The following is a 23,729-nucleotide window of genomic DNA, read 5'->3' on the forward strand; positions in this document are numbered from 1 at the left end:
AATGAAATATTTTTTAAGAAAAATTGTATCAGTCAGTCTTGCATCACTTATAGTAATAGGAAGTGCATGTGCATTTCTTCCGTCATATGCACATGCGGCCACTTCTTCTGATACAATCACGCTGCGTGTCTGCAACTGGGAAGAGTATATTGATGAAGGTGGCTGGGATGAGACAATAGACCTTGAAAGCGGCGATATAAAGGGCGAGAATTCAATGGTTGCTGATTTTGAGGACTGGTATTACAAAACATATGGTAAAAAAGTAAAAGTTGAATACAGCTGTCTGGGGACAAATGAGGAACTTTATAATATGCTTACGCTTGGCGATGAATATGACCTTGTGTGTCCGTCTGAATATATGATAATGAAACTTATGTCAGAAGACAGGCTTGAGCCATTTTCAAATGATTTTTATGATAAAAATATCAAAGAAAATTATTACAGCCGCGGAGTATCGCCGTTTATTAAAAATATGTTTGACAGTAATGAAATAAATGGTGAGGCGTGGAGCAGATATGCTGCGGGATATATGTGGGGAATCACAGGAATTATATATAATCCGGATGCAGTCTCAAAGGAAGAGGCATCGACCTGGACTATTATAAATAACAGCAGGTTTAAACGTCAGATTACTATAAAAGATAACGTAAGGGATTCAATGTTTGCAGCGATAGGTGCTATAAAGTCTGACAAACTTACATCAAAATCATTTCTGGCTTCAAAGGATTATAAAGAAAAACTTGCACAGGAGATGAATGATACTTCAGATGATACAATAAAAGAAGTACAGGAGTATCTGCAGGAAGTTAAAGATAATGCCTACTCATTCGAGACAGATAGTGCAAAGGCAGATATGATTACCGGAAAAGTTGTTGCAGGTTATCAGTGGTCGGGTGATGCCGTGTATACAATGGATCAGGCTGATAAAGATGATTTTACACTTAATTTTGCAGTGCCAAAGGAAAGTACCAATATTTATTTTGATGGATGGGTAATGCTGAAATCAGGAATTGGCGGAAATGATGAGAAAAAGCAGGCGGCACAGAGCTTTATTAATTTCCTCTCAATGCCGGAAAATGCTGTCAGAAACATGTATTACATCGGTTATACTTCTGTTATATCAGGAGGGAACAGCGATGTGGTTTTTGATTATTTAAAGTGGAATTACGAGGCTGATGACGATGAAGCAGATACTGTAGAATATCCGCTTGGCTATTTCTTTTCAGGTGATTCAGATGATGAAAAATATATACTAACAATTCCAAGAGACCAGATGGATAGACAGATTCTTGCCCAGTATCCAAGTGAGGATGTCATGGAAAGAAGTGCTGTAATGCAATATTTTGATAATGATAAAAATGCAAAAATTAATCAGATGTGGATTAATGTAAGATGTTACAATATTGCAAATGTTCCGCCATGGGTATGGATAATGGTAGATGTGGTCATAATAATATTGGCCGCTGCATATATTTATAACAGGACAAAAAAATAGATTGTTAAAAAACAGACAATATTCAGGCAGTGCATAAATTTTAGGCACTGCCTGTTTTTTGCCTGTTTAATAAAATCATTAAACGGGTTATATTATAGAAAACAACTCAGAAAGGATGATTTGTATGGGTAAAAAATCAACAAAATTAGGCGTGGCATCTTTGATAGCAGTTGGAGCAGGAATTGCAGCAGTTGCAGCAAAGAGCAAAAAAACTGAGGAGAAAAAAAGAGTAAAAGAAATTCAGAAAGAAGAACATGATACGTTCAGGAACACAGAGCGTGGCAAATATACAAAGAACAGTAAAGGTATTTACTATTCAAACGGTAATTATGAAGCATTTGCAAGACCTGAAAAACCTGAAGGTGTTGATAACAAGAGTGCATATCTTGTAGGAAGTGGACTTGCTTCACTTGCAGCTGCATGTTTTCTTGTAAGAGATGGACAGATGAAGGGCGAAAATATTCATATTCTTGAAGCTATGGATATCGCCGGTGGTGCGTGCGACGGAATTAATGACCCAACAAGAGGTTATGTAATGCGTGGCGGACGTGAGATGGAAAACCACTTTGAATGTCTCTGGGATTTGTTCAGAAGTATTCCTTCAATTGAAATACCTGGAGCATCTGTACTTGATGAATATTACTGGCTTAACAAGCATGATCCTAACTATTCACTCTGCCGTGCAACTGTAAACAGAGGCGAAGATGCCCATACTGACGGCAAGTTCAATCTTAGCCAGAAGGGCTGTATGGAGATAATGAAACTTTTCTTCACAAAAGATGAAGATCTGTATGATAAGACAATAGAAGATTTCTTTGATGAAGAAGTTTTTGATTCTGATTTCTGGCTTTATTGGAGAACAATGTTTGCATTTGAAAACTGGCACAGTGCACTTGAAATGAAGCTTTATATCCAGAGATTCATTCATCATATCGGTGGACTTCCTGACTTCTCTGCTTTGAAGTTTACAAAATACAACCAGTACGAATCACTTATTCTTCCTATGCAGAAATATCTTGAGGCAGCAGGTGTCAAATTCCAGTTCAATACAAGAGTTGATAATGTTGAATTTGAATTTAAAAATGGCAAAAAAGTTGCTAAAAAGATTGTTTGTACTGTAGATGGTAAAGAAAAATCAATAGATTTAACGGAAAATGACCTTGTGTTTGTAACAAACGGAAGCTGTACAGAAGGTACAATCTATGGTGACCATACACATGCACCTGTTGGCGAGGCGGAAGTAAGGACAAGCGGATGCTGGAGCCTCTGGAAAAATATTGCAAAACAGGATAAATCATTTGGACATCCGGAAAAATTCTGCAGTGATATTGAAAAGACAAACTGGGAGTCAGCAACAGTTACAACAAGCGATGAAAAGATTATTTCTTATATCAAAAATATATGCAAGAGAGACCCAAGAACAGGAAAAGTTGTTACAGGCGGTATCGTAAGCTGTAAAGATTCAAGATGGCTTTTGAGCTGGACTATTAACAGACAGGGACAGTTTAAGGCGCAGAAGAAAGATGAAGTCTGCGTATGGGTATACAGTCTCTTTACAGATGTAGCAGGTGATTATATCAAGAAGCCTATGAAAGAATGTACAGGTGAAGAAATCACAGCTGAATGGCTGTATCATCTTGGTGTTCCTGTAGATGAGATAGACGAGCTTGCAAAGAATCATTGCAATACAACACCTACAATGATGCCATTTATCACAGCATTCTTCATGCCAAGAAGAAAGGGCGACAGACCTGACGTAATTCCGGATGGCTGTGTAAACTTTGCATTTTTAGGACAGTTTGCCGAAACACCTAGAGATACTATATTTACAACAGAATATTCAGTAAGAACAGCTATGGAAGCTGTATATGGACTTCTTGGTGTAGACAGAGGTGTTCCGGAAGTCTGGGGCAGTGTATATGATGTAAGAGATCTTCTTGATTCATCGGTAAAACTTATGGATGGCAAATCACCTCTTGAAATTGAACTTCCCGAACCACTTAACGCATTAAAGAAGCCACTTCTTAAAATGATTAAGGGTACAGTCATTGAAAAGGTATTAAAAGACCACAATGTAATTAAAGATTATATGAAATATTAATGTATTTGATATAATGTATCTGCGATAATGTATCTGCGATAATGTATCTGCGATAATGTATCTGCGATAATGTATCTGCGATACAATAAAAAATAGTAAAGTCAGGATATTTATCACTAACGGGGTTAGCAGAATAGAATAGATATGGTATTTTGTAAAAACAGATGGAATGTATGTTTGACACAATTATAAATGTGCACAAATAAACATACGGACCATCTGTTTTTATATTATTATTTGTGGTATTATAAAAAATAATAGCTTTTATATTACGATGAAATAATTGATATTTTTACGAATTTAAGCATGGAAAGAAGATGCGAGGGAGGTTTTGTGCTAATGAAAATGACAACGCTTTGTTATATAGAAAATAATGACTGTTATCTTATGCTTCACAGAACAAAGAAGAAAAAAGATGTCAATAAAGACAAATGGATTGGCGTAGGCGGCCATGCCGAAGGCAATGAGACACCGCAGGAATGCCTGCTTCGTGAAGTTAAGGAAGAGACCGGGCTTTCGCTTACATCATACAAGTTCCGTGGACTTATCACATTTATAAGCGATGAATATGAGGCTGAGATGATGTGTCTTTTTACAGCTGACGGATATACAGGAGAACTTATTACGTGTGATGAGGGCGAGCTTGAGTGGGTAAAAAAGTCTGATGTGCCACAGCTTCCGACATGGGAAGGAGATGCACAGTTCTTAAAGCTTCTTCTTGAAGATGAAAAGCGTTTTTTTGCGATGAAGCTAAGATATGAGGGTGAGAGGCTTATTGAAAAAAGCGTTGAGTTTTGCGGTGGATGATGTTATCGTTAGAATTAGAATTTGCTGAGGCTATGAAGGAGTGGCAGAAATTATGATTACAGGTGAATTAAAAAATAAAATTGATGGATTGTGGGATGCATTTGCAGCCGGTGGACTTGTTAATCCACTTGAAGTAATTGAACAGATAACATATCTTATGTTTATACATGACCTTGATGATGCAGATAATCTTAGAGCAAAAGAAAGTGAAATGCTGGGATTGCCATATGAGACAATATTTTCGGAAAATGTTAAAATAGGTGAACGTGTTATTGATGGAACACAGTTAAAATGGTCTGTATTTCATGATTATCCGGCTGAAAAAATGTATGGCATAATGCAGGAGTGGATTTTTCCATTTATCAAATCTTTACATAATGATAAGGAAAGTGCTTATTCAAAATATATGCAGGATGCAATATTTAAGCTGCCAACACCATTGTTGCTTTCAAAAGTAGTTGATTCTCTGGATGAGATATATGATTTGATGAATCACATGCAGGCATCAGATGTCAGAGGAGATGTTTATGAATATCTGCTTTCAAAGATTGCACAGTCAGGCAGAAATGGACAGTTCCGTACACCAAGACACATTATTAAGATGATGGTAGAACTTATGAAACCATCAGCTGATGATATGATATGTGATCCGGCATGTGGAACATCAGGATTTCTTGTCGCATCAGGTGAATGGTTAAAGGAAAATCGTAAAGAAGAGATATTTTTTGATAAAGATAAAAAAGAACATTATATGAATCATATGTTTTATGGCTACGATATGGATAGGACGATGCTTCGTATAGGAGCGATGAATATGATGACTCATGGAATAGATAATCCGTGTATAGAATATCGTGACAGTTTATCAGACCAGAATTCTGATAAGGAAAGATATACATTAGTATTGGCAAATCCACCATTTAAGGGAAGTCTGGATGCAGAATCAGTTTCGGGTGATTTACTGAAAGTGTGTAAGACAAAAAAAACAGAACTTTTATTTTTGACATTATTTTTAAGAATATTAAAAGTTGGCGGAAGATGTGCGTGTATAGTTCCAGATGGTGTTTTATTTGGCTCATCATCAGCACATAAGTCAATAAGAAAGGAAATAGTTGATAATAATAAACTTCAGGCAGTCATTTCAATGCCATCAGGTGTTTTTAAACCATATGCGGGGGTATCGACAGCTATTCTTATATTTACAAAAACAAATCATGGCGGTACAGATGATGTATGGTTTTATGATATGACAGCGGACGGCTTCAGCCTTGATGATAAACGAACTTCTGTGCAGGAAAATGATATACCTGATATTATAGAACGTTTTAGCAATCTTGATAATGAAAAAGAGCGAAAGAGAACTGACAAGTCATTTTTTGTTCCCAAACAGGAAATCGTTGATAATGATTATGATTTGAGTATTAATAAATATAAAAAAATCGAATATAAGCCGGTTGAATATCCATCAACTCAGGAAATAATGACTAACATAAGAGAAATTGAGATGGAAATTGGAACGCAAATGGAAGAATTGGAGAAACTTCTGGGATTATAAGTTATAATGGGGCTGATTGTGGTTATGAAGTGCTGTCAAAATTCGGATTTGTAGGGGAAATGAGTATGATGCAAAGCTGAATGCGAATGTGTTCTGCGTATATCCGGTATGGATAATAAATAGTCTATGTGACAAAGTTGAGAAATAATAGTTATAGAATAGAAATATAATTGACATATAAAAATAGCGGTGATAATATGATTATGTAAAGGGCGTTGCCGATATACGGTTAGTCCTTAGATTGGTTATATTTGGATAACCGCTCTGTCTTCCAGGACGTTGGAGCGGTTATTTTTGTGTCTTGGAATCATGGGAACCAAATGAATAACCAAGACTAAAGAAAGCCAAACAGAGGCTTATAATGCCAATAAAGGTTTTTGATGAGGATGATGTAGATGAAAAAATTTAATGAAATATTTATTGATAAAACGAAATATGGAGAGAAAATTCAAACATCCGAATATGAAAAACAAGGTAAACACATTATTGTGGATCAAGGGCAGGCAGAAATTGCTGGTTATACAAATAGAGAAGAAGGTTTATTTAATGAGGTACCAGTTATTATTTTTGGAGACCATACGAGACTTATTAAGTATATAGATGAACCATTTTTTCTTGGTGCAGATGGTGTTAAGGTACTTCGTTCTAAAGAAAAAAATGCAAATTATAAATATTTATATTATGCACTAAAAAGTGCAAAAATACCTAATACGGGATATAATAGACATTTTAAATGGTTAAAAGATGTTGAAATAAACTATCCTGATAGTGTTAAGCAAGAAAAAATTGTCGATATTCTTGATAGAGTTTCAGATGTAATTGAAAAAAGAAAAGCTGAGTTAAGTTATTTAGACACACTCATCAAAGCCCGATTTGTCGAGATGTTTGGTGACCCGATAAGAAATACTCAAAATAGACCAACAACAGAGTTTATAAATGTGGTAAAAATGCAAAGAGGTTTTGATTTGCCTGTTCAAGATAGACAGCAAGATGGAGAGATTCCTGTATATGGTTCGAATGGGGCATTGGATTATCACAATGTAGCAAAGATACATGGAGGTGTTATCACTGGACGTTCTGGAACTATAGGCAAAGTTTTTTATACAGAAGGAGATTTCTGGCCCCTCAATACCTCGTTGTTTTCTGCCGATACACATGGGAATAATGTAATCTATCTTGGTTATTTGCTTCAGCTTTTTGATTTGACAAGATTTGTTGAAGGCACGGGAGTGCCAACATTAAATAGAAATATGTTTCATAATAAGCAGATAATTGATGTACCAATAGATGAACAAAGAGTATTCGCCGCTTTCGTCAACGAGATAGACAAATCTAAATCTGCTGTAAAAAAAGCATTGGATGAAACACAATTATTATTTGATTCTTTAATGCAAGAATATTTTGGCTGAATAAAAAACATGATAAATATAATTGAATAGAAAGGAGGGTATAGATGAGTTATACATTAAAATTATTCGATACAGAATTGTTGAAGTTTGATGTGATAGAGAATTTAGCAGACCCTGTAGTGCATATTTTGTGGCTGGATGAAAGTAAAAAAGAATTATTGCCATTAGGAATGGATGCAACAGATAAAGGACTTGCAAGCTGGCTAAAGCATAGAAGTATACCAAAAAACAGAGCATATGTTAATAGTTTTTTGGCAAAATGCGGTTTGAGTGCCAATCGTCCAATGGATGTTATATTAGTGTGTAAAGGATTATCTTTAAATGATTCTTATTGGATAACTGATGAAACATTTACGGAATCATTTGAAAGCGAAAATTTATACGATAATAATTTTAGCCGTGTTCTTGCATGGACAGCTTTTACCGGATATGGCAGCAGTATTCGTTCGACATTCGCATCGTCACCGGAGTTTACAACTAATGGAATGTTACCGAAGTGCTGGAGAAGATTAAATGATAAGATATATTTATATAAAGGGGCAACTTCTGGTGCATCAAATACAGGAAATGAGCCATATTCAGAACTTTATGCATATATGGTAGCAGAGAGAATGGATATAAATGCAATTCCTTATAGAGCTGCAAAGTGGAAAGGTAATCTCTGTTCAGTATGTGAATTATTTACAAATAAACATCTTTCATATGTGCCTGTTGGAAGGCTTATAAAGTCAGGAGGAATGAAAGCTGTAAGGCAGTTTTACGAGTCCTTAGGACAGCAATTTGTTAGTGCCTTAAATGAAATGATAGTTTTTGATGCTGTTATATGTAATACAGACCGTCACTATGGAAATTTTGGCGTATTAGTTGATAGTGATGCGAATAAAATTGTTGCACCGGCACCATTATTTGACCATGGAAATTCACTTTTTAATCTTGCAGGCGAGGAAAATTGGAAGAGTGAAAAAGTTCTTCAAAATTATGTAGAAACATTATTTCCATGTGTTTATGATGATTTTATTTCAGAAGCAAAAACGGTTATGAATGATGAAATAAAAGAAAAGTTGCGTAAATTACTTACATTTGATATTAAAAAAACAGGTAAGTATAACTATTCATCTAAAAAATTAAAAATAATGAATGAAATAATTAAAACAAGAGTGTCAATACTTTTACAAAACTAGGCCATGCATTTGCATGGCTTAAAATATACTTATGATGGAGCAGGATGTTGGTAAATATGAAAGGAAAACCAACATGGATGAAAAATTAGTTAGCATTTTAAATGAAATGGCAGATTATCTGAATATTGCACAGATGAAAAAACTGCAAGAAGTTTTATTGAAAAATTTGTCTGATGAAACACCGCAAAAAGAAGAAATATCAAATAATGAATATTTAAAAATGTTTATTGATGCTAAACGCATAGAAGGTTGCTCTATGCGAACTTTAAGTTATTATCAAGTAACGGTCGAACATTTGCTGAGTCAGATTACATGTCCAATTAGAAAAATAACAACAGACCAGATACGATGCTATCTAGCAAATTATCAAAAACGTAATAATTGCAGTAAAGTCACGGTTGATAATATAAGGCGGAACATATCAAGCTTTTTTTCGTGGCTGGAGGAAGAAGATTATATATTAAAAAGCCCAATGAGGCGTATTCATAAAATAAAGACAAAACAGGCGGTGAAAGAAATAATTTCAGATGAAATTATTGAACGCCTGCGTGATAACTGTAAATGTTTACGTGATTTGGCAATGATTGATTTGTTGTACTCAACCGGAATACGAGTTGGGGAACTTGTTGGTCTTAACATATCAGATATTAATTTTGAAGAACGTGAATGTGTTGTTTACGGAAAAGGTGATAAAGAAAGACGTGTGTATTTTGATGCAAAGGCAAAATTGCATTTGCAGAATTATATTGAATCACGCGTAGACAATAATCCTGCTTTATTTGTTACATTGGATGCACCATATGACAGAATAAAAATAAGCGGAGTGGAAATACGTATTCGGGAACTTGGAAGAAAACTTGATATTGAAAAAATACATCCGCACAAATTCAGAAGAACAATGGCAACAAGGGCAATTGATAAAGGTATGCCGATTGAGCAGGTTCAAAAAATACTTGGACATTCACAGATTGATACAACTATGAAATATGCAATAGTTAATCAGAACAATGTAAAAACTTCACATAGGAGATATATAGCTTGATGGGGCTGGCTTTATGTAATAATATTTGATTGATTTTTAACTAAAATTCGGATTTGTAGGGGAAATGAGTATGATGCAAAGCTGAATGCGAATGTGTTCTGCGTATATCCGGTATGGATAATAAATAGCCTATGTGACAAAGTTGAGAAATAATAGTTATAGAATAAAAATATAATTGACATATAAAAATAGCGGTGATAATATAATTATGAAAAGGGCGTTGCCGATATATGGTTAGTCCTCAGATTAGTTATTGTTGAATAACCGCTCTGTCTTGCAGGACGTTGGAGCGGTTATTTTTGTGTCTTGGAATCATGGGAACCAAATGAATAACCAAGACTAAAGAAAGCTAAACTGTTGTATTTATGGAAAAATATTATTATAATTGTGGATTTGTGTGGACTTTGAGAAGTCCATAGGGCTGATTGAAAAAAAGAATATATGTTTGACATAGATGCGGTTAAATGCTATTATAATAACAAAGAGGGTGCTACCGATAGACGGTTAGCCTGAAATATTGTTAGTTATAAAAATAACCGCTCAGAGTTTGCAGGACTGGGGCGGTTATTTTTGTGTCTTATCATTGCTCTTAGATCCAACGGAATAACCAAGAGCAAAGCAAGTAATACACAAGCTGATAATGGCTATAAAAAGTTCCGTTGTAAGCATAAGCACAAACCTCCTCAAAAGATTTCCCGAAATGGATTTCTATGTAAACACAGGCTATAACTCCTGCGGAGAAGGCTAACCGCCTACCGAGTAGGGCAGCACCATATATATTATAACAAACATATGTTCTAAAAGCAAGCCTGCAATAATAAAAAGAAAGATTCGTAGGGATGAAGTAGATGAGATTAAAAGATATATGTACCATTTTTATTGATGGTGATTGGATAGAAAGTAAGGATCAATCTGATGAAGGAATAAGATTGATTCAAACTGGAAATATCGGTGAGGGCATATACTTAGAAAAAGAAACAAGAGCTAAATATATATCAGAAGATACATTTGAAAAATTAAAATGTACGGAAGTATATCCAGGTGACATTTTGGTCTCAAGATTACCTGAACCGGTAGGTAGAGCGTGTATTATTCCTGAAAAAAAGGAGCGAATGATAACGGCAGTTGATTGTACAATTTGTAGGCCTGATAAATCTATAGTGAGTAAGGAATATTTGTGCTATTTTATGCGTTCAAATGCTTACTATGCAAGACTATTAGGGAGTGTTACAGGAACGACTAGAAAGAGAATTTCGAGGAAGAATTTGGGAAATGTTGAGTTGGATATTCCTTCAAAGAAAGTACAAAAAGAAGTTGTAAAGCAATTAGATTGCTTGGTTAGTGCAATTGATTCTAGAACTAAGGAACTACAGTTACTCGACGACCTCATCAAAGCCCGATTTGTCGAGATGTTTGGTGACCCGATTATCAATAGTAAAGGTTTGGAAACAAAAGAACTTAATGAAGTTTTAGTGCTAAAAGCTGGAGATTTTACAGCAGCATCAGATATTTCTGTCGAACCAACCGAAATAAACATTTACCCTTGTTATGGTGGTAATGGAATCAGAGGATATGTAGCAGAATATAACCAAGAAGGTGAGTATTCGCTTGTAGGTAGGCAGGGAGCACTAAGTGGGAATGTTCAGTATGCGACGGGGAAATTTAAAAATACGGAACATGCACTATTGGTTAAACCAATAATTCGGATGAATAGTATTTGGTTGAATCAGTTATTGCTCAATCTTGATTTGAAAAGGTATCAAACAGGAGCAGCTCAGCCGGGGTTATCTGTCAAGAATTTGCAGGACATACAGATTATTATGGTACCAATAGATGAACAGAGACAGTTTGCCGCTTTCGTCAACGAGATAGACAAATCTAAATTGCAAAAATTCTCCGCTGCATAAATCAAATTAAATATATTAAAAAACAAGCATAAGAATACAACGAACATGGAGGCATTAAAATGTTTATAAAAGAAGATAATACATACAACGATATAAGAGAAAAATCATTGCTGCAGTGGCTTAATGAGATGGAAAAACATGAAGATGTTGCAGTAAGAGGCGGCGTTAAGCTTGCAAAAGAATATATACAACATCTAAAAGATGAGAATAAAAGGCTTGATTCAGAAAATAAGTTGAAAAATGAATATTTGAAGAAAGTTGTGAAGAAGTAATTGGACATACAGGTTATTAAATCAAAACGTAAAACTATAGGATTGGAAGTTCATATAGATGGCAGAGTCATATTGAGGGCACCTACGAGGATAACCAATCGTGAACTGAATAAATTTATAGATAATCATATGTCATGGATTGAAAGCAAACTGAGTCTGATAGAAAAGAAAAATGCTGATATAATCAGCGTTGCACCGCCGAAAGAAACTATTTCACAAAAAGAACTTGATGCAATTAAAGAAAAGTTTAAAATAAGGGTGCAATATTATTGCAATATTATGGGAGTCAGTGTCAACAGAATATTAATAAAAGACCAGAAGACACGCTGGGGAAGCTGTAGTTCAAAAGGAAATGTGAATTTTAATTATAAGCTGTATTACATGCCGCAGGCACTTATGGACTATGTAATAGTACATGAACTTTCGCATAGAAAATATATGAATCATTCAGATTTATTCTGGAATGAGGTTGAAAAATATTGTCCAGAGTACAGAATGTATAGAAAAGAACTGACAAAATACTTGTAAACTTTACCATTTTACGATAAAATTATACATAGAATATGTTGAAATAGTGACTGTGAGAACATAATCGGATATGTGGAGGGTATACGGGATGACAAATTTTGATTATTTAAAGGAAGAACCTCAATATAATGCATTTTCTAATGTTGCAATATCAGCAGAAAGAATAATTCTTGCTGACCCGCAGGCAAGTATAATTAACAGCAGGCGTGCGATGGAATTCGCTGTAAAGTGGATTTATTCAGTTGACAAAAGGCTTGAACCGCCATATCAGGAAACACTTGTAAGCCTGATGGGGGCTGAGGATTTCAGACAGTTTGTTGGTAATGATATTTATCGTCGGATGGATTATATAAGAAGATGTGGTAATGATACAGCACATACATCAAAGAATCTTGGTTTTAAAGAGGCAATGCTTTGCCTTGAAAATTTATCTATTTTTCTTGATTATGTTGCATGCTGTTATTCAAAACCATATACAAAACATATATTTGATAAAGATATAATTTTAAATCGTAAAGAAAAGATTAAAAAATCCAGAGAAGAGAACAGGGCTGTAAAAGAACAGTTAGAAGCAAAAGAGATAGATTTACAGGCTTTAATTAAAGAAAATGCTGATTTGCGTGAACAGCTTTCTGCTAGAAGTGAAGTACAAAAGGATTTGTACGTTCCAAGTCCGCTTGAAAAGACGGAATATGAGACAAGAAAGCTCTATATAGATGAGATGCTTCGTGATGCAGGCTGGATAAAAGATAAAGACTGGGTTGATGAGGTTGATGTTGAGGGAATGCCTGGCAGAAGCGGCAAAGGACGAGCAGATTATGTTTTATATGATGACATGTTAAAACCGCTTGCGATTGTTGAAGCTAAAAAGACATGTGAAGATTTATCTGTTGGCCGTATTCAGGCAAAGTTATATGCTGACTATTTTGAAGAAAAATATGGAAGAAGACCTGTTATTTTCCTTACCAATGGATTTGAAACACGTATTATAGATGGACAATATCCTGAGAGAATATGTTCACAGATTTATTCTAAGAGAGATTTGGAAAAATGGTTTAATCTCATGTCAATGAGAACAAGCCTCAAATATGTTTCTGTAGATAAAGAAATAGCAGGACGCTATTATCAGGAAGAAGCGGTTAAACGAGTATGTGAAAGTTTTGATGAAAAAAACAGAAGAAAAGCACTGCTTGTAATGGCAACAGGTTCGGGAAAAACGAGAACAGTGATTGCTTTGTGCAAGATTTTATTAGACGCAGGATGGGTAAAGAATATTTTGTTTCTGGCTGACCGTAATTCATTAGTTGTTCAGGCTAAACGAAATTTTGTTAATCTGCTTCCAAAGTTATCGTGTACCAATCTTGTAGAAGAAAAAGATAATTATAATGCGAGATGTGTATTTTCAACATATCAGACTATGATTAACAAAATAGATTCTGTAAAAGATGAGTATGGAAAAATATTTTCATGTGGACATTTTGATTTAATAATATGCGATGAGGCTCATAGGTCTATTTATAACAAATACAAAGATATTTTCAATTATTTTGATGCACCGCTTGTTGGGCTTACAGCTACACCGAAAGATGAAATTGATAAGAATACATATGATATTTTTGAACTTGAAAAAGGTGTTCCTACATATGGATATGACCTTGCACAGGCTGTAAAAGATGAATATCTTGTAAGTTATATGACAGTTGAGACAACTTTGAAAATTCCGGAGGACGGGCTTGAATATGATAACCTTCCGGATGATGAAAAAGAGCAATATGAAGATACATTTACAGATGATAATGGAGACATGCCGGAAAAGATAGCCCCATCGGCTATTAACAGCTGGGTTTTTAATGATGATACAATAAAAGTTGTGCTTGATATTCTGATGGATAAAGGTATAAAAGTTGATTATGGACAAAGACTTGGAAAGACCATAATTTTTGCAAAAAATCATAATCATGCAGAAAAGATATATGAGATTTTTAATAAAAGGTATCCTGACTTAAATGGTTTTGCACAGGTTATTGATAACAAAGTTAAATTTTCCCAGAGTATGATTGATGATTTTTCGGATTCAAAAAAGATGCCGCAGATTGCAATATCTGTAGATATGCTTGATACAGGAATTGATGTTCCTGAAGTTGTTAATCTTGTGTTTTTTAAAAAAGTAATGAGTAAAGCTAAATTCTGGCAGATGATTGGGCGTGGAACAAGAACATGTAAAGGACTTATTGATGGTGAAGACAAGGATAAGTTTTATATATTTGATTTTGGAAGAAATTTTGAATTTTTCAGGGAAAATCCTAATGGTCATGAAGTTAAAAATGTTTTGCCGGTTCAGGGAGCAATTTTTAAGCTCCAATTTGAGATGGTTTATAAATTGCAGGATATGGAATTTCAGAATGAACGATTGATAAAGTACAGAGATGAGCTTATAAGTCAGATGAGTACAAAGGTGGGAGAACTTGAAAAAGATAATTTTGCGGTTCATCAGCATTTGAAATATGTTGAGTTGTATTCTGATAAAAATAGTTATAATAATATTTCGCAATATGATATTAATATGGTGAAAGAGGAGCTGGCACCGCTTATAAAACCTGACAATGATGATATTAATGCAGTTCGGTTTGATGCACTTATGTATGGAATAGAATTAGCTTCGATTATCGGAAATAAACATACGAAAGCCCGCTCTGATTTATTAAAGCGTGTAGATTGTCTTTCACATAAAATGAGCATTGATGAAATAAGAAATCATAAGGATATGATTGAAAAGATTTTGAAAACAGATTATCTGGACAGAGCCGGTATTGATGATTTTGAACATATACGGTCAGAATTAAGAGATTTGATGAAATATACAATATCTGATGTCAAAAAGTATGAAATTGACTGTAATGAAGAAATTTTATCAATGGAATTTCATGAAGCAGAACTTGAGAACGACGATTTGAATAATTATAAAGCTAAAGCAGAATATTATATCAGACAGCATCAGGATAACATTGCAATAGCAAAGTTAAAGACTAACAGACCACTTTCATCTACAGATATAAAAATCCTTGAAGATATTATGTGGAAAGATTTAGGCAGTAAAAAGGATTATGAAGAACAGGTAGGAGAAAAACCACTGGGTGAATTTGTAAGAGAAATTGTAGGACTTGATATGAATGCAGCGAAAGAGGCATTTTCTGAATATCTTGATGAAAAAAGTTATAACAGCAGACAGATTTATTTTGTTAATCAGATAATAGAATATATTGTTCGCAACGGAATAATGAAAGATTTTTCAGTTCTCAGAGAGGCACCTTTTAATAATTATGGAAGTTTTGTGGAACTATATAATAATAATTTGAATGCCTGGAATGGAATTAAAAATATAATTAATTCTATTAATTCTAATGCGGCAGCATAAAATACGAAAGGCAGCATTGCTTGTTATGAAAAAAATATTACTTTTAACGACTGGAGGTACAATAGCATCATCCGATACAGGTTCAGGGCTTATGCCGGTTGCAGGTGCTGACAGACTTTTAAACTATGTGCCGGATGTCAATAAAATATGTAATTTGTATACAATGTCAGTTATGAATATCGACAGTACAAACATGACACCAGAACTTATAATGAAGCTTGCACAGGCAGTAAGTGACAATTACGATAAATATGACGGTTTTGTCATAACGCATGGCACAGATACGATGGCATACAGTGCAGCAGCTTTAAGCTATATGCTTCAAAATCTTGGTAAGCCGGTTGTTTTTACTGGTTCACAGCTTCCAATCGAGGCAGATGGAACAGACGCAATAAACAATCTTTCTGATGCAATACATTTTGCATGTGAAAATATCTGCGGAGTTTATGTTGTATTTAATGGGATTGCGATAATTGGAACACATGCAATGAAAATAAAGACAAGAAGTTTCGATGCATTTGAAAGTGTCAATTATCCTGATATTGCAACGATAAAAAAGGATATTATAGAATATACTGCAAAAGGAAAAAGTATAACAAAAAAAGAAGCTGCACAAAATCTATATGGCAGCAAAGAATTCATTGCGAAGATTAACCTTTGTACGGATGTTATGCCATTGAAAATGTATCCCGGAATTGATGGGAGAGTATTTGATTTTATTAAAAATAATTATCGCGGAGTTGTAATCGAAAGTTTTGGAATTGGCGGAGTTCCTGATAATTATAATGATATATCAACAAAGTTGCGTGAACTGACAGAAGCAGGAACTGCGGTTGCAATCACAACGCAGTGTATGTATGAAGGAATAGATCTTTCAGTCTATGAAGTCGGACAAACACTTGCTAAACAGGGGATAATAAACTGTGCCGATATGACATTTGAAGCATCAGTTATGAAATTAATGTGGGCTCTGGCTGAATTTGATAATATAAAAGATATAAAAGCGTTTATGGAAAAACCATATTTTTATGATAAAAGTTATTAAATAAAAGCTGGATTATTTTATAAAAATAAAAAATATAATGTATATAGTGCATTATGCACAGAAATGGAGGACATATGTTAAAAGACTGGAGTAATGTAATAATTCCCGAAGAAGAAGAAATTAATGAAAGACTCGAAAAAGCAAGAAACAAGCTTGTACAGCAGCAGATTTTGATTATGCAGAAAAAACTGCCTGTTCTTGTGTCTTTTGACGGATGGGGTGCTGCGGGAAAAGGCAGTATTCTTGGTAAGATAATAAAGAATATTGATCCAAGATTTTTTAAAGTTGCTGTTATGGATAAACCAACAGAAGATGAAAAAAGAAGACCTTTTCTTTACAGATATGTGATTAATATTCCGGAGGCTGGCAAGTTTACATTTATGGATGGCGGCTGTCTGGATGAAGTTACAAAACAAAAATTATCAGGTAAAATCACGGACGAAGAATATAAAAGAAAGATTGAGAGCGTAAAACGATTTGAAAGACAGTTGTCAGATAATGGCTATCTCGTTATAAAATTCTTTTTCCATATCGGAGAGCAGGAGCAGAGAAAACGTCTTACAAGACTGCTTGATGATAAGAATACAAGGTGGCGTGTAAGCGAATATGATTGGTGGCAGAGTCAGCATTATAAGAAGTCATTGAAAGCATTTGACCAGTTCATTGATGATACAAGCCAGTCAATTGCACCATGGTATATTATTGATGCTACAGACAAAAAATGGGCACAGCTTCAGATATTAGAGACGTTGGTGCAGGCTATTGATACGGCATTGAAGAATAGCACACTTTCGGTTCCTCTTTTGCAGAATGCTTTTCCTCTTAATAAAATGGAAAAATTATCTGATATAAACCTTAATAAATCATTGTCAGATGAAGAATATGAGTACATGTTAAAGAATTACCAGAAAAAGCTGAATAATCTTCATAATATAATTTACAAGAAAAAAATTCCTGTTATTATTGCTTATGAAGGATGGGATGCGGCAGGCAAAGGCGGAAATATAAGACGAATAACCGAAGCACTTGACCCAAGAGGATATGAAGTGCAGCCGATTGCAAGTCCTGAGCCACATGAAAAGGCAAGGCATTATCTCTGGAGATTTTGGAACAGGCTTCCAAAATCAGGTCATGTTACAGTATTTGACAGAACATGGTATGGACGTGTGATGGTCGAAAGGCTCGAGGGATTCTGCAGTGAAAATGACTGGCAGAGAGCATATGTTGAGATTAATGAATTTGAAAAAGAATTGTCAGACTGGGGAGCAGTAATTGTAAAATTCTGGGTTCAGATTGATAAAGATACTCAGCTTGCAAGATTTAAGGAGCGTGAGAATACACCGGAAAAACGCTGGAAAATTACAGATGAAGACTGGCGTAACAGGGAAAAATGGGATTTGTACGAAAACGCTGTTAATGAGATGTTTGCAAAGACAAATACAACGTATGCACCATGGCATATTTTGGAATCTAATGATAAAAAATATGCAAGAATAAAGGCACTTAAAATATTAATTGATGCGATTGAAGAAAAAATCAAAGAAACTGACTAATTATTTTATGATTATTGACGATATACAAAATATAGGAAAGCATTCCTATAAATGTACATGCAGGGTAGAAACGGAGTTTAACCTTACAGCAATATTATTAAGTTTCAAGGAGGAACAATTATGAGTAGTATTGATTCGGGAAGCATGGGAGCATATGTCAGCAGTGTTGCATCATACAATAGCCAGAATATGGGCAAGACAGGAAAGGCAGATGCAGCGTCGTATTCAGAAAAAACATCTGATATACAGAAAACTTCAGAGGCAGGCAAAAAGTCAAGTGTAAGCGGCAAAACAATAGGAAGTCCGAAGCTTAGCGAAAAAGCTGCCAGGTATTATGAACAGCTTAAAAGCAAATATTCTAATATGGACTTTATCCTTGTAAGTGCTGACCAGAAAGAACAGGCTAAGTCTCAGGCAGGGAGTTATGCTAACGCAAATAAAATGGTCGTTTTAATTGATGAAGAAAAAATCGAGAAAATGGCTGAAGATGAAAATTATCGTAAGCAGTATGAAGGCATTATCGCAAATGCTGCAACAGGGCTTTCATCAATGAGCAGTAAGATATCTGCAACAGGTGCGTCAGTTAAAGGTTTTGGCATGCAGGTTAATGATGATGGAACAGCATCATATTTTGCTGTACTTAAAAAGTCAAGTGCCGCACAGAAGCAGAGAATAGAAAAAAATGCTGAAAAAAAGAAAGAGGCAAAGAAGGCAGAAGCAAAGAAAGCTCAGAAAGAAGCCCAAAAAGAGCGTCTGGAAAAGAGCAGGGATAAGACCGGAAATGTCTCAGATGACGATGATGATACAGTAACTATAACAGCATCATCAATTGATGAACTGCTTGATAAGATTCAGGCACAGAATCAATTGTTTATGAGTGATAATGTTCAGACTGAAGATGAAAAGAAGGTAGGACAGAAATTTGATTTCAGTGTATAAAAGAGACAGTGATGCTAATAGCAATGCACTCAGTCAGGATACCGCATTTAATGGAATTAAAGCATCTACTGATAAGAGAGTAAAAAGTTCCGCCAAAAAAAATTCCGTGTTTGCCGGAGATTTGAATTTGTCGGACAGTACAGCAAGCAGAATCGAACAGAAGAGAAACGGTGCAAGAAAGCAGGCTAAAAAGCTGATTCAGGATGCATGGGATAAAGATACAAAAGCACTTGGTTCAATTCAGGATATGGAGAAAGACAAGGCAGACAAGGTCAATGAGATTACCGATTTAAAAGCAAAAGCTGCATATCTTGAAAAAGATAAAAAGGCTGCTGCCGAGGAGTACGGAATTGACCCTGATTCGCAGGAACAGAAAGATCTTGAGCTTCTTGAGAAATATCAGAATAATAAAGCCGGTGTAGAAAATTCCCATTTCAGCGAAGATGAGGTTAATCGTTTGAAAGAACTACAGAATGAACCGCTTACCGATTATCAGAAACAGGTTTTAAAATTTAATGCATCAAAAAATGCAATTTTGCAGGACGCCGGCATGAAAGAAGAAAAAGTTATTTCCATGCATGAATCAATAAATCTTGCAAAATTAGACATGTTAAAGTCCCAGACTATGATTAAAGCTGATGATGCAGCTGGTGCAGTTATTGATGCGGCAGAGGATGAGATATTCGGCATGCTTATAGCTGATGGCAAAGAAAAGCTTGACGAAGATGCAAAAGAGACGCAGGAAAAAGCTGATGATGCATCCCAAAAACGTGAAGAACGTGAAGAAAAGATTGAAGAAAACAGGCAGGAACGCAAAGAACAGGAAGAGATTCTTAGCAAAGATGCTGATGCTGACAAGCTTGAACAAAATCTTTCTTTACAGAAACAGTCAGATAATAATATCACTGATGTTCAGAAGAATATCCAGCGAATGATAAAAGAAAAAGGTCTGGTCAATGAAGATATTAAAGGAATCGAGATTGATTTGACCTTTTAAGAAGATTGATAACTATTTTACACGGATGTAAGAAACTTGCTACGGATGGCACATTTATTTGTGCTGTCCGTTTTTTTGGTTTACATATATTGGGGAAGGAGATTTTTATGAGTGATGTACAGAGTGCGGTAAACAGCTTTAAACTTAGTTTTTTCAAAAATAATAAGACACAAAATAATAATAAAGTGACTGAAAAGCTGTTTGCCAAATATAAGCTAAAATCCGAAGATGAACAACAAAAGGAATCACAGGTAGACACAAGTACGATAGGACTTGCGTTAAAAGATGCAGTGGATTCGATATTTGACCCGACAACCGGCATGTCAGATGAAGAAAAAAAGAAATTTATAGACAAACTTTATAAAAAAATAAAATCAGGCAAGAAACTTTCGGCTGACGAAATGCAATATTTGAGAATGAATGACCCGGTCACATATGCAAAAATGGCAAAAGTACAGATTCAGAGAAAGGCACTTGAAAGCAGACTTAAACAGGCAAAGTCCAAAGAAGAGGCATTAGAAATATATACCAGTGCAAAATCAAGGATAAGTGATGACGACCCGGCAAGAGAAGAATTGAATGCAGCATATGATGATGCATATGGTGAATTTAAAAAATCAGAGCAGTATAAAAAACTGCCTGCAACAGAAAAAGAAGCAAAGGAGAAAGAAAAAAATGGCACAAGTAGGAGCAGTTGGAACAAAGACATCACAGGAGACACAGAATTCACAGAAAACGAAGAAGAAACATACGAATTCGGAATTTCTGGAGATTTTGAGGGAGAGGAATGAGGAACTGAAAGAAAAAATCCTCAATGGTGAAACAGAAGAATCGGTTGCAATCGGAGCAGGTTCGTATACGAAATCTGAATGGAGCAAGTTTTTGAAGGATTTTGATGATGCACAGGATATGATAAAACAGCAGATTCGAGAAGAAATAACAAAGCGTGTAGAAAAGCAGGAAAAAATTGAAGAAATTGAAGATGAAAAATTTGAGAAAGATATAGATAAAGATATACAGGATAAAAAAGAATTAGAAAAAGAATATGGATATGCACAAAAATTTTAATATATAAAACAATTTCCGCATAAGTTTAGAAACCCCGGCAGGCAAGAAGAAAAGGTCTGCCGGGATTTTTATGTCAAATATGGTAATAAAAAAATATTTTGAAATTCAAAATAATTGTTGACAGCACATATAGAGTTGTGATATAAAAATAATTGTTTGATAATCAAAGTAAGATAATCAAAATATAAGATTATCAAACTAAAAAGCAGTAATTGTTCTGCGGAAAGTGACAGATATGTATTTATGAAAGCTACGATTATTGGAACGGGAAGTTATATTCCTGAGTACATACTTACGAATCAGGAACTTTCAACAATGGTTGAAACTGATGATGAGTGGATTGTAACGAGAACGGGTATCAGTGAGAGAAGAATACAAAAATCGGGTGATGTTGCTGATATGGCAGTCAATGCCGCATTAAAGGCACTTGATAATGCAGGGATTAATTCAGAGGATATTGACTTGATAATAGCAGCTACTTCAACACCTGATTATCTGTTTCCTAATTGCTCATCAATAATCCAGAAGAATACAGGTGCAATAAATGCAGTGTGCTTTGATATAAGTGCGGCGTGTTCGGGATTTATTATGGCATTATCTGCCGCAAAAGCTTACATTGAGGCAGGAATGTATAAGAAAGTTCTCATTGTATGCAGTGAAAAAATGTCTGGAATAACAGACTGGAAGGACAGAAGTACATGTATCCTTTTTGGCGACGGTGCAGGAGCATGTGTTGTTGAAAGCAGTGAGCAAGAAGGTGTGAAATCAGTCGATTTACACAATGAAGGAATGCTAGGAGAAGTTCTTACCGCAAAAAGAAATGAAAATATAGTAATGAATGGGCAGGAAGTATTTAAGTTTGCGGTAAAAAAAGTTCCTGAAACAATTAATACATTGTTAAAAAAAGAAAATACAGATGCAGAAGATATAAAATATTTTATTTTACATCAGGCAAACGTAAGGATTATTGAGAGTGTAGCAAAAAGATTGGGTATAGATATGAACAGATTTCCGGTGAACCTGTCCAGATACGGAAATACATCATCAGCCAGTATACCGATTCTGCTTGATGAGCTGAATCGTGAAAATAAACTGCAAAATGAAGACCTGCTTGTATTTGCGGGATTTGGTGCAGGATTAAACTGGGGCAGTATTCTTGTAAAATGGAACTGCCATAAATCTTGACGATAACGTCATTACTAAAAATTGCAGTATTCACTGTAAGAATGTAAAAAGAAAGGATTTTTATTATGTTTGAAAAGATTAGAGATTTAGTAGCAGAGCAGCTTGGAGTAAATAAGGATGACATTAAGCCGGAAAGCAGATTCAAAGAAGATCTTAATGCAGATTCACTTGATTTATTTGAGCTTATCATGAGCCTTGAGGAGGAATATTCAACAGAAATTCCTACAGACGAACTTGAAAATCTCACAACAATACAGTCAGTAATCGATTATCTTGGAGCAAAAGGAATAGCATAATGGAAACAAGAGTAACAAAGCTTCTTGGCATAGAATATCCGATAATTCAAGGCGGAATGGCATGGGTTGCCAATGCAAATCTTGCGGCTAATGTGAGTAAGGCTGGCGGAATCGGATTCATCGGTGCTGCCAATGCACCGGGAGAATGGGTGAGAAGTGAAATAAGAAAAACAAGAGAAATAACAGATAAACCAGTCGGAGTAAATATTATGCTTTTAAGCGAGCATATAGATGAAGTTGCACAGGTTGTTGTTGAAGAGAAAGTATCTGTTGTATCAACAGGAGCAGGAAATCCCGGAAAATACATGAAAATGTGGAAAGATGCAGGAATTAAAGTTATGCCGGTTGTAGCATCAGTTGCACTTGCAAAACTTATGGAGAGAGCAGGTGCTGATATGGTTATAGCTGAAGGAATGGAATCAGGTGGGCATATCGGTGAGCAGACTACAATGACACTTGTTCCACAGGTGGCTGATGCAGTTTCAATTCCTGTAGTAGCAGCTGGTGGAATTGCAGATGCAAGAGGATTCTGTGCAGCATTTATGCTTGGTGCCGAGGCTGTACAGATGGGAACACGTTTTGTTGTTGCCAAAGAATCAGATGTTCATCAGCTTTACAAAGACAGAATAATAGCAGCAAGGGATATAGATTCTGTTGTTACAGGAAGAAGTACGGGACATCCGGTCAGGTCTTTAAGAAATGAAATGACCAGGCAGTATCTTAATATGGAAAAAGAAAATGTATCATTTGAAGAACTTGAACATCTTACACTAGGCGCTTTACGTAAAGCAGTTGTCGATGGTGATGTAAAAATGGGAACTGTAATGGCCGGTCAGGTTGCGGGAATGGTAAAAAAAGAACAGACATGCAAAGAGATAATTACAGAAATAATGGATGATGCACATAAAGTGTTTAACAGTGTAAAATTTTAGAG

Annotated in this window: 20 protein-coding genes; all 20 read left to right on the forward strand. The window is 35.2% G+C overall.

Translation table 11 applies throughout. The features are described from left to right. Position 1: 1 nt before the first annotated feature. Entirely contained in the window at positions 2-1,495 is a 1,494-nt protein-coding gene (locus WMO38_RS04540; RefSeq protein WP_349161698.1) for an extracellular solute-binding protein, read from the forward strand. Between the two features lie 124 nt (positions 1,496-1,619). Then, a complete protein-coding gene (locus WMO38_RS04545) occupies positions 1,620-3,596 on the forward strand; it encodes an oleate hydratase (protein WP_349161700.1) in 1,977 nt (658 codons plus the stop codon). Between the two features lie 339 nt (positions 3,597-3,935). After that, entirely contained in the window at positions 3,936-4,403 is a 468-nt protein-coding gene (locus WMO38_RS04550; protein ID WP_349161701.1) for an NUDIX hydrolase, read from the forward strand. A gap of 52 nt (positions 4,404-4,455) precedes the next feature. Further along, on the forward strand, positions 4,456-5,958 hold the full coding sequence (locus WMO38_RS04555) for a class I SAM-dependent DNA methyltransferase (protein ID WP_349161703.1): 1,503 nt from the start codon (positions 4,456-4,458) through the stop codon (positions 5,956-5,958). Between the two features lie 395 nt (positions 5,959-6,353). After that, complete coding sequence (locus WMO38_RS04560) at positions 6,354-7,367, forward strand: restriction endonuclease subunit S (RefSeq protein WP_349161704.1); 1,014 nt, start codon at positions 6,354-6,356, stop codon at positions 7,365-7,367. Positions 7,368-7,411: 44 nt separating this feature from the next. Further along, a complete protein-coding gene (locus WMO38_RS04565; protein WP_349161705.1) occupies positions 7,412-8,548 on the forward strand; it encodes a HipA domain-containing protein in 1,137 nt (378 codons plus the stop codon). A gap of 73 nt (positions 8,549-8,621) precedes the next feature. Further along, positions 8,622-9,590 carry a site-specific tyrosine recombinase/integron integrase gene (xerA, locus tag WMO38_RS04570; protein WP_349161706.1) on the forward strand — a complete coding sequence of 323 codons (969 nt, stop codon included), beginning with the start codon at positions 8,622-8,624 and terminating at the stop codon, positions 9,588-9,590. Between the two features lie 848 nt (positions 9,591-10,438). After that, positions 10,439-11,497 carry a restriction endonuclease subunit S gene (locus WMO38_RS04575; RefSeq protein ID WP_349161708.1) on the forward strand — a complete coding sequence of 353 codons (1,059 nt, stop codon included), beginning with the start codon at positions 10,439-10,441 and terminating at the stop codon, positions 11,495-11,497. Positions 11,498-11,556: 59 nt separating this feature from the next. Then, the gene (locus WMO38_RS04580) at positions 11,557-11,769 is read left to right on the forward strand and encodes a hypothetical protein (RefSeq protein ID WP_186836695.1); all 213 of its coding nucleotides are present in this window, start codon (positions 11,557-11,559) and stop codon (positions 11,767-11,769) included. Continuing rightward, positions 11,770-12,297, forward strand: a complete 528-nt coding sequence (locus WMO38_RS04585; protein ID WP_349161710.1) for a M48 family metallopeptidase — start codon at positions 11,770-11,772, stop codon at positions 12,295-12,297. An 88-nt stretch (positions 12,298-12,385) separates the two neighbouring features. Next, positions 12,386-15,712, forward strand: coding sequence for a DEAD/DEAH box helicase family protein (locus tag WMO38_RS04590; RefSeq protein ID WP_349161711.1), 3,327 nt, complete (start codon positions 12,386-12,388; stop codon positions 15,710-15,712). 25 nt (positions 15,713-15,737) lie between these two features. Further along, positions 15,738-16,757 carry an asparaginase gene (locus WMO38_RS04595; RefSeq protein WP_349161713.1) on the forward strand — a complete coding sequence of 340 codons (1,020 nt, stop codon included), beginning with the start codon at positions 15,738-15,740 and terminating at the stop codon, positions 16,755-16,757. Positions 16,758-16,831: 74 nt separating this feature from the next. Beyond that, positions 16,832-18,310 (forward strand): polyphosphate:AMP phosphotransferase, encoded by a 1,479-nt coding sequence (gene pap / locus WMO38_RS04600; RefSeq protein WP_349161714.1) that lies wholly within the window; start codon positions 16,832-16,834, stop codon positions 18,308-18,310. 120 nt (positions 18,311-18,430) lie between these two features. Continuing rightward, on the forward strand, positions 18,431-19,249 hold the full coding sequence (locus WMO38_RS04605) for a DUF6033 family protein (RefSeq protein WP_349161716.1): 819 nt from the start codon (positions 18,431-18,433) through the stop codon (positions 19,247-19,249). Continuing rightward, positions 19,233-20,246, forward strand: a complete 1,014-nt coding sequence (locus WMO38_RS04610; RefSeq protein WP_349161718.1) for a hypothetical protein — start codon at positions 19,233-19,235, stop codon at positions 20,244-20,246. Before WMO38_RS04605 ends, WMO38_RS04610 begins: the two co-directional genes overlap by 17 nt. A 107-nt stretch (positions 20,247-20,353) precedes the next feature. Then, positions 20,354-21,037 (forward strand): hypothetical protein, encoded by a 684-nt coding sequence (locus WMO38_RS04615; RefSeq protein WP_349161719.1) that lies wholly within the window; start codon positions 20,354-20,356, stop codon positions 21,035-21,037. Further along, on the forward strand, positions 21,021-21,314 hold the full coding sequence (locus tag WMO38_RS04620; RefSeq protein WP_349161720.1) for a hypothetical protein: 294 nt from the start codon (positions 21,021-21,023) through the stop codon (positions 21,312-21,314). The genes WMO38_RS04615 and WMO38_RS04620 overlap by 17 nt, the downstream gene beginning before the upstream one ends. 243 nt (positions 21,315-21,557) lie before the next feature. Then, entirely contained in the window at positions 21,558-22,499 is a 942-nt protein-coding gene (locus WMO38_RS04625) for a beta-ketoacyl-ACP synthase III (protein ID WP_021865689.1), read from the forward strand. A 65-nt stretch (positions 22,500-22,564) separates the two neighbouring features. Further along, a complete protein-coding gene (acpP, locus tag WMO38_RS04630; RefSeq protein WP_021865688.1) occupies positions 22,565-22,795 on the forward strand; it encodes an acyl carrier protein in 231 nt (76 codons plus the stop codon). Further along, on the forward strand, positions 22,795-23,727 hold the full coding sequence (gene fabK, locus WMO38_RS04635) for an enoyl-[acyl-carrier-protein] reductase FabK (RefSeq protein ID WP_349161721.1): 933 nt from the start codon (positions 22,795-22,797) through the stop codon (positions 23,725-23,727). Before acpP ends, fabK begins: the two co-directional genes overlap by 1 nt. The last annotated feature ends 2 nt before the right edge of the window (positions 23,728-23,729 follow it).

Origin of the sequence: Lachnospira hominis (ex Hitch et al. 2025) (genome assembly GCF_040096395.1) — a bacterium.
Taxonomy (GTDB): domain Bacteria; phylum Bacillota; class Clostridia; order Lachnospirales; family Lachnospiraceae; genus Lachnospira; species Lachnospira hominis.

Excerpts from the sequence above, each read along its gene's own strand:
- WMO38_RS04545 (WP_349161700.1), top strand. The coding sequence starts at position 1,620 with ATGGGTAAAAAATCAACAAAATTAGGCGTGGCATCTTTGATAGCAGTT.
- WMO38_RS04575 (WP_349161708.1), top strand. The coding sequence starts at position 10,439 with ATGAGATTAAAAGATATATGTACCATTTTTATTGATGGTGATTGGATA.
- WMO38_RS04550 (WP_349161701.1), top strand. The coding sequence starts at position 3,936 with ATGAAAATGACAACGCTTTGTTATATAGAAAATAATGACTGTTATCTT.
- WMO38_RS04580 (WP_186836695.1), top strand. The coding sequence starts at position 11,557 with ATGTTTATAAAAGAAGATAATACATACAACGATATAAGAGAAAAATCA.
- WMO38_RS04615 (WP_349161719.1), top strand. The coding sequence starts at position 20,354 with ATGAGTGATGTACAGAGTGCGGTAAACAGCTTTAAACTTAGTTTTTTC.
- fabK (WP_349161721.1), top strand. The coding sequence starts at position 22,795 with ATGGAAACAAGAGTAACAAAGCTTCTTGGCATAGAATATCCGATAATT.
- WMO38_RS04560 (WP_349161704.1), top strand. The coding sequence starts at position 6,354 with ATGAAAAAATTTAATGAAATATTTATTGATAAAACGAAATATGGAGAG.
- pap (WP_349161714.1), top strand. The coding sequence starts at position 16,832 with ATGTTAAAAGACTGGAGTAATGTAATAATTCCCGAAGAAGAAGAAATT.
- WMO38_RS04605 (WP_349161716.1), top strand. The coding sequence starts at position 18,431 with ATGAGTAGTATTGATTCGGGAAGCATGGGAGCATATGTCAGCAGTGTT.
- acpP (WP_021865688.1), top strand. The coding sequence starts at position 22,565 with ATGTTTGAAAAGATTAGAGATTTAGTAGCAGAGCAGCTTGGAGTAAAT.
- WMO38_RS04565 (WP_349161705.1), top strand. The coding sequence starts at position 7,412 with ATGAGTTATACATTAAAATTATTCGATACAGAATTGTTGAAGTTTGAT.
- WMO38_RS04540 (WP_349161698.1), top strand. The coding sequence starts at position 2 with ATGAAATATTTTTTAAGAAAAATTGTATCAGTCAGTCTTGCATCACTT.
- WMO38_RS04590 (WP_349161711.1), top strand. The coding sequence starts at position 12,386 with ATGACAAATTTTGATTATTTAAAGGAAGAACCTCAATATAATGCATTT.
- WMO38_RS04625 (WP_021865689.1), top strand. The coding sequence starts at position 21,558 with ATGAAAGCTACGATTATTGGAACGGGAAGTTATATTCCTGAGTACATA.
- xerA (WP_349161706.1), top strand. The coding sequence starts at position 8,622 with ATGGATGAAAAATTAGTTAGCATTTTAAATGAAATGGCAGATTATCTG.
- WMO38_RS04595 (WP_349161713.1), top strand. The coding sequence starts at position 15,738 with ATGAAAAAAATATTACTTTTAACGACTGGAGGTACAATAGCATCATCC.
- WMO38_RS04555 (WP_349161703.1), top strand. The coding sequence starts at position 4,456 with ATGATTACAGGTGAATTAAAAAATAAAATTGATGGATTGTGGGATGCA.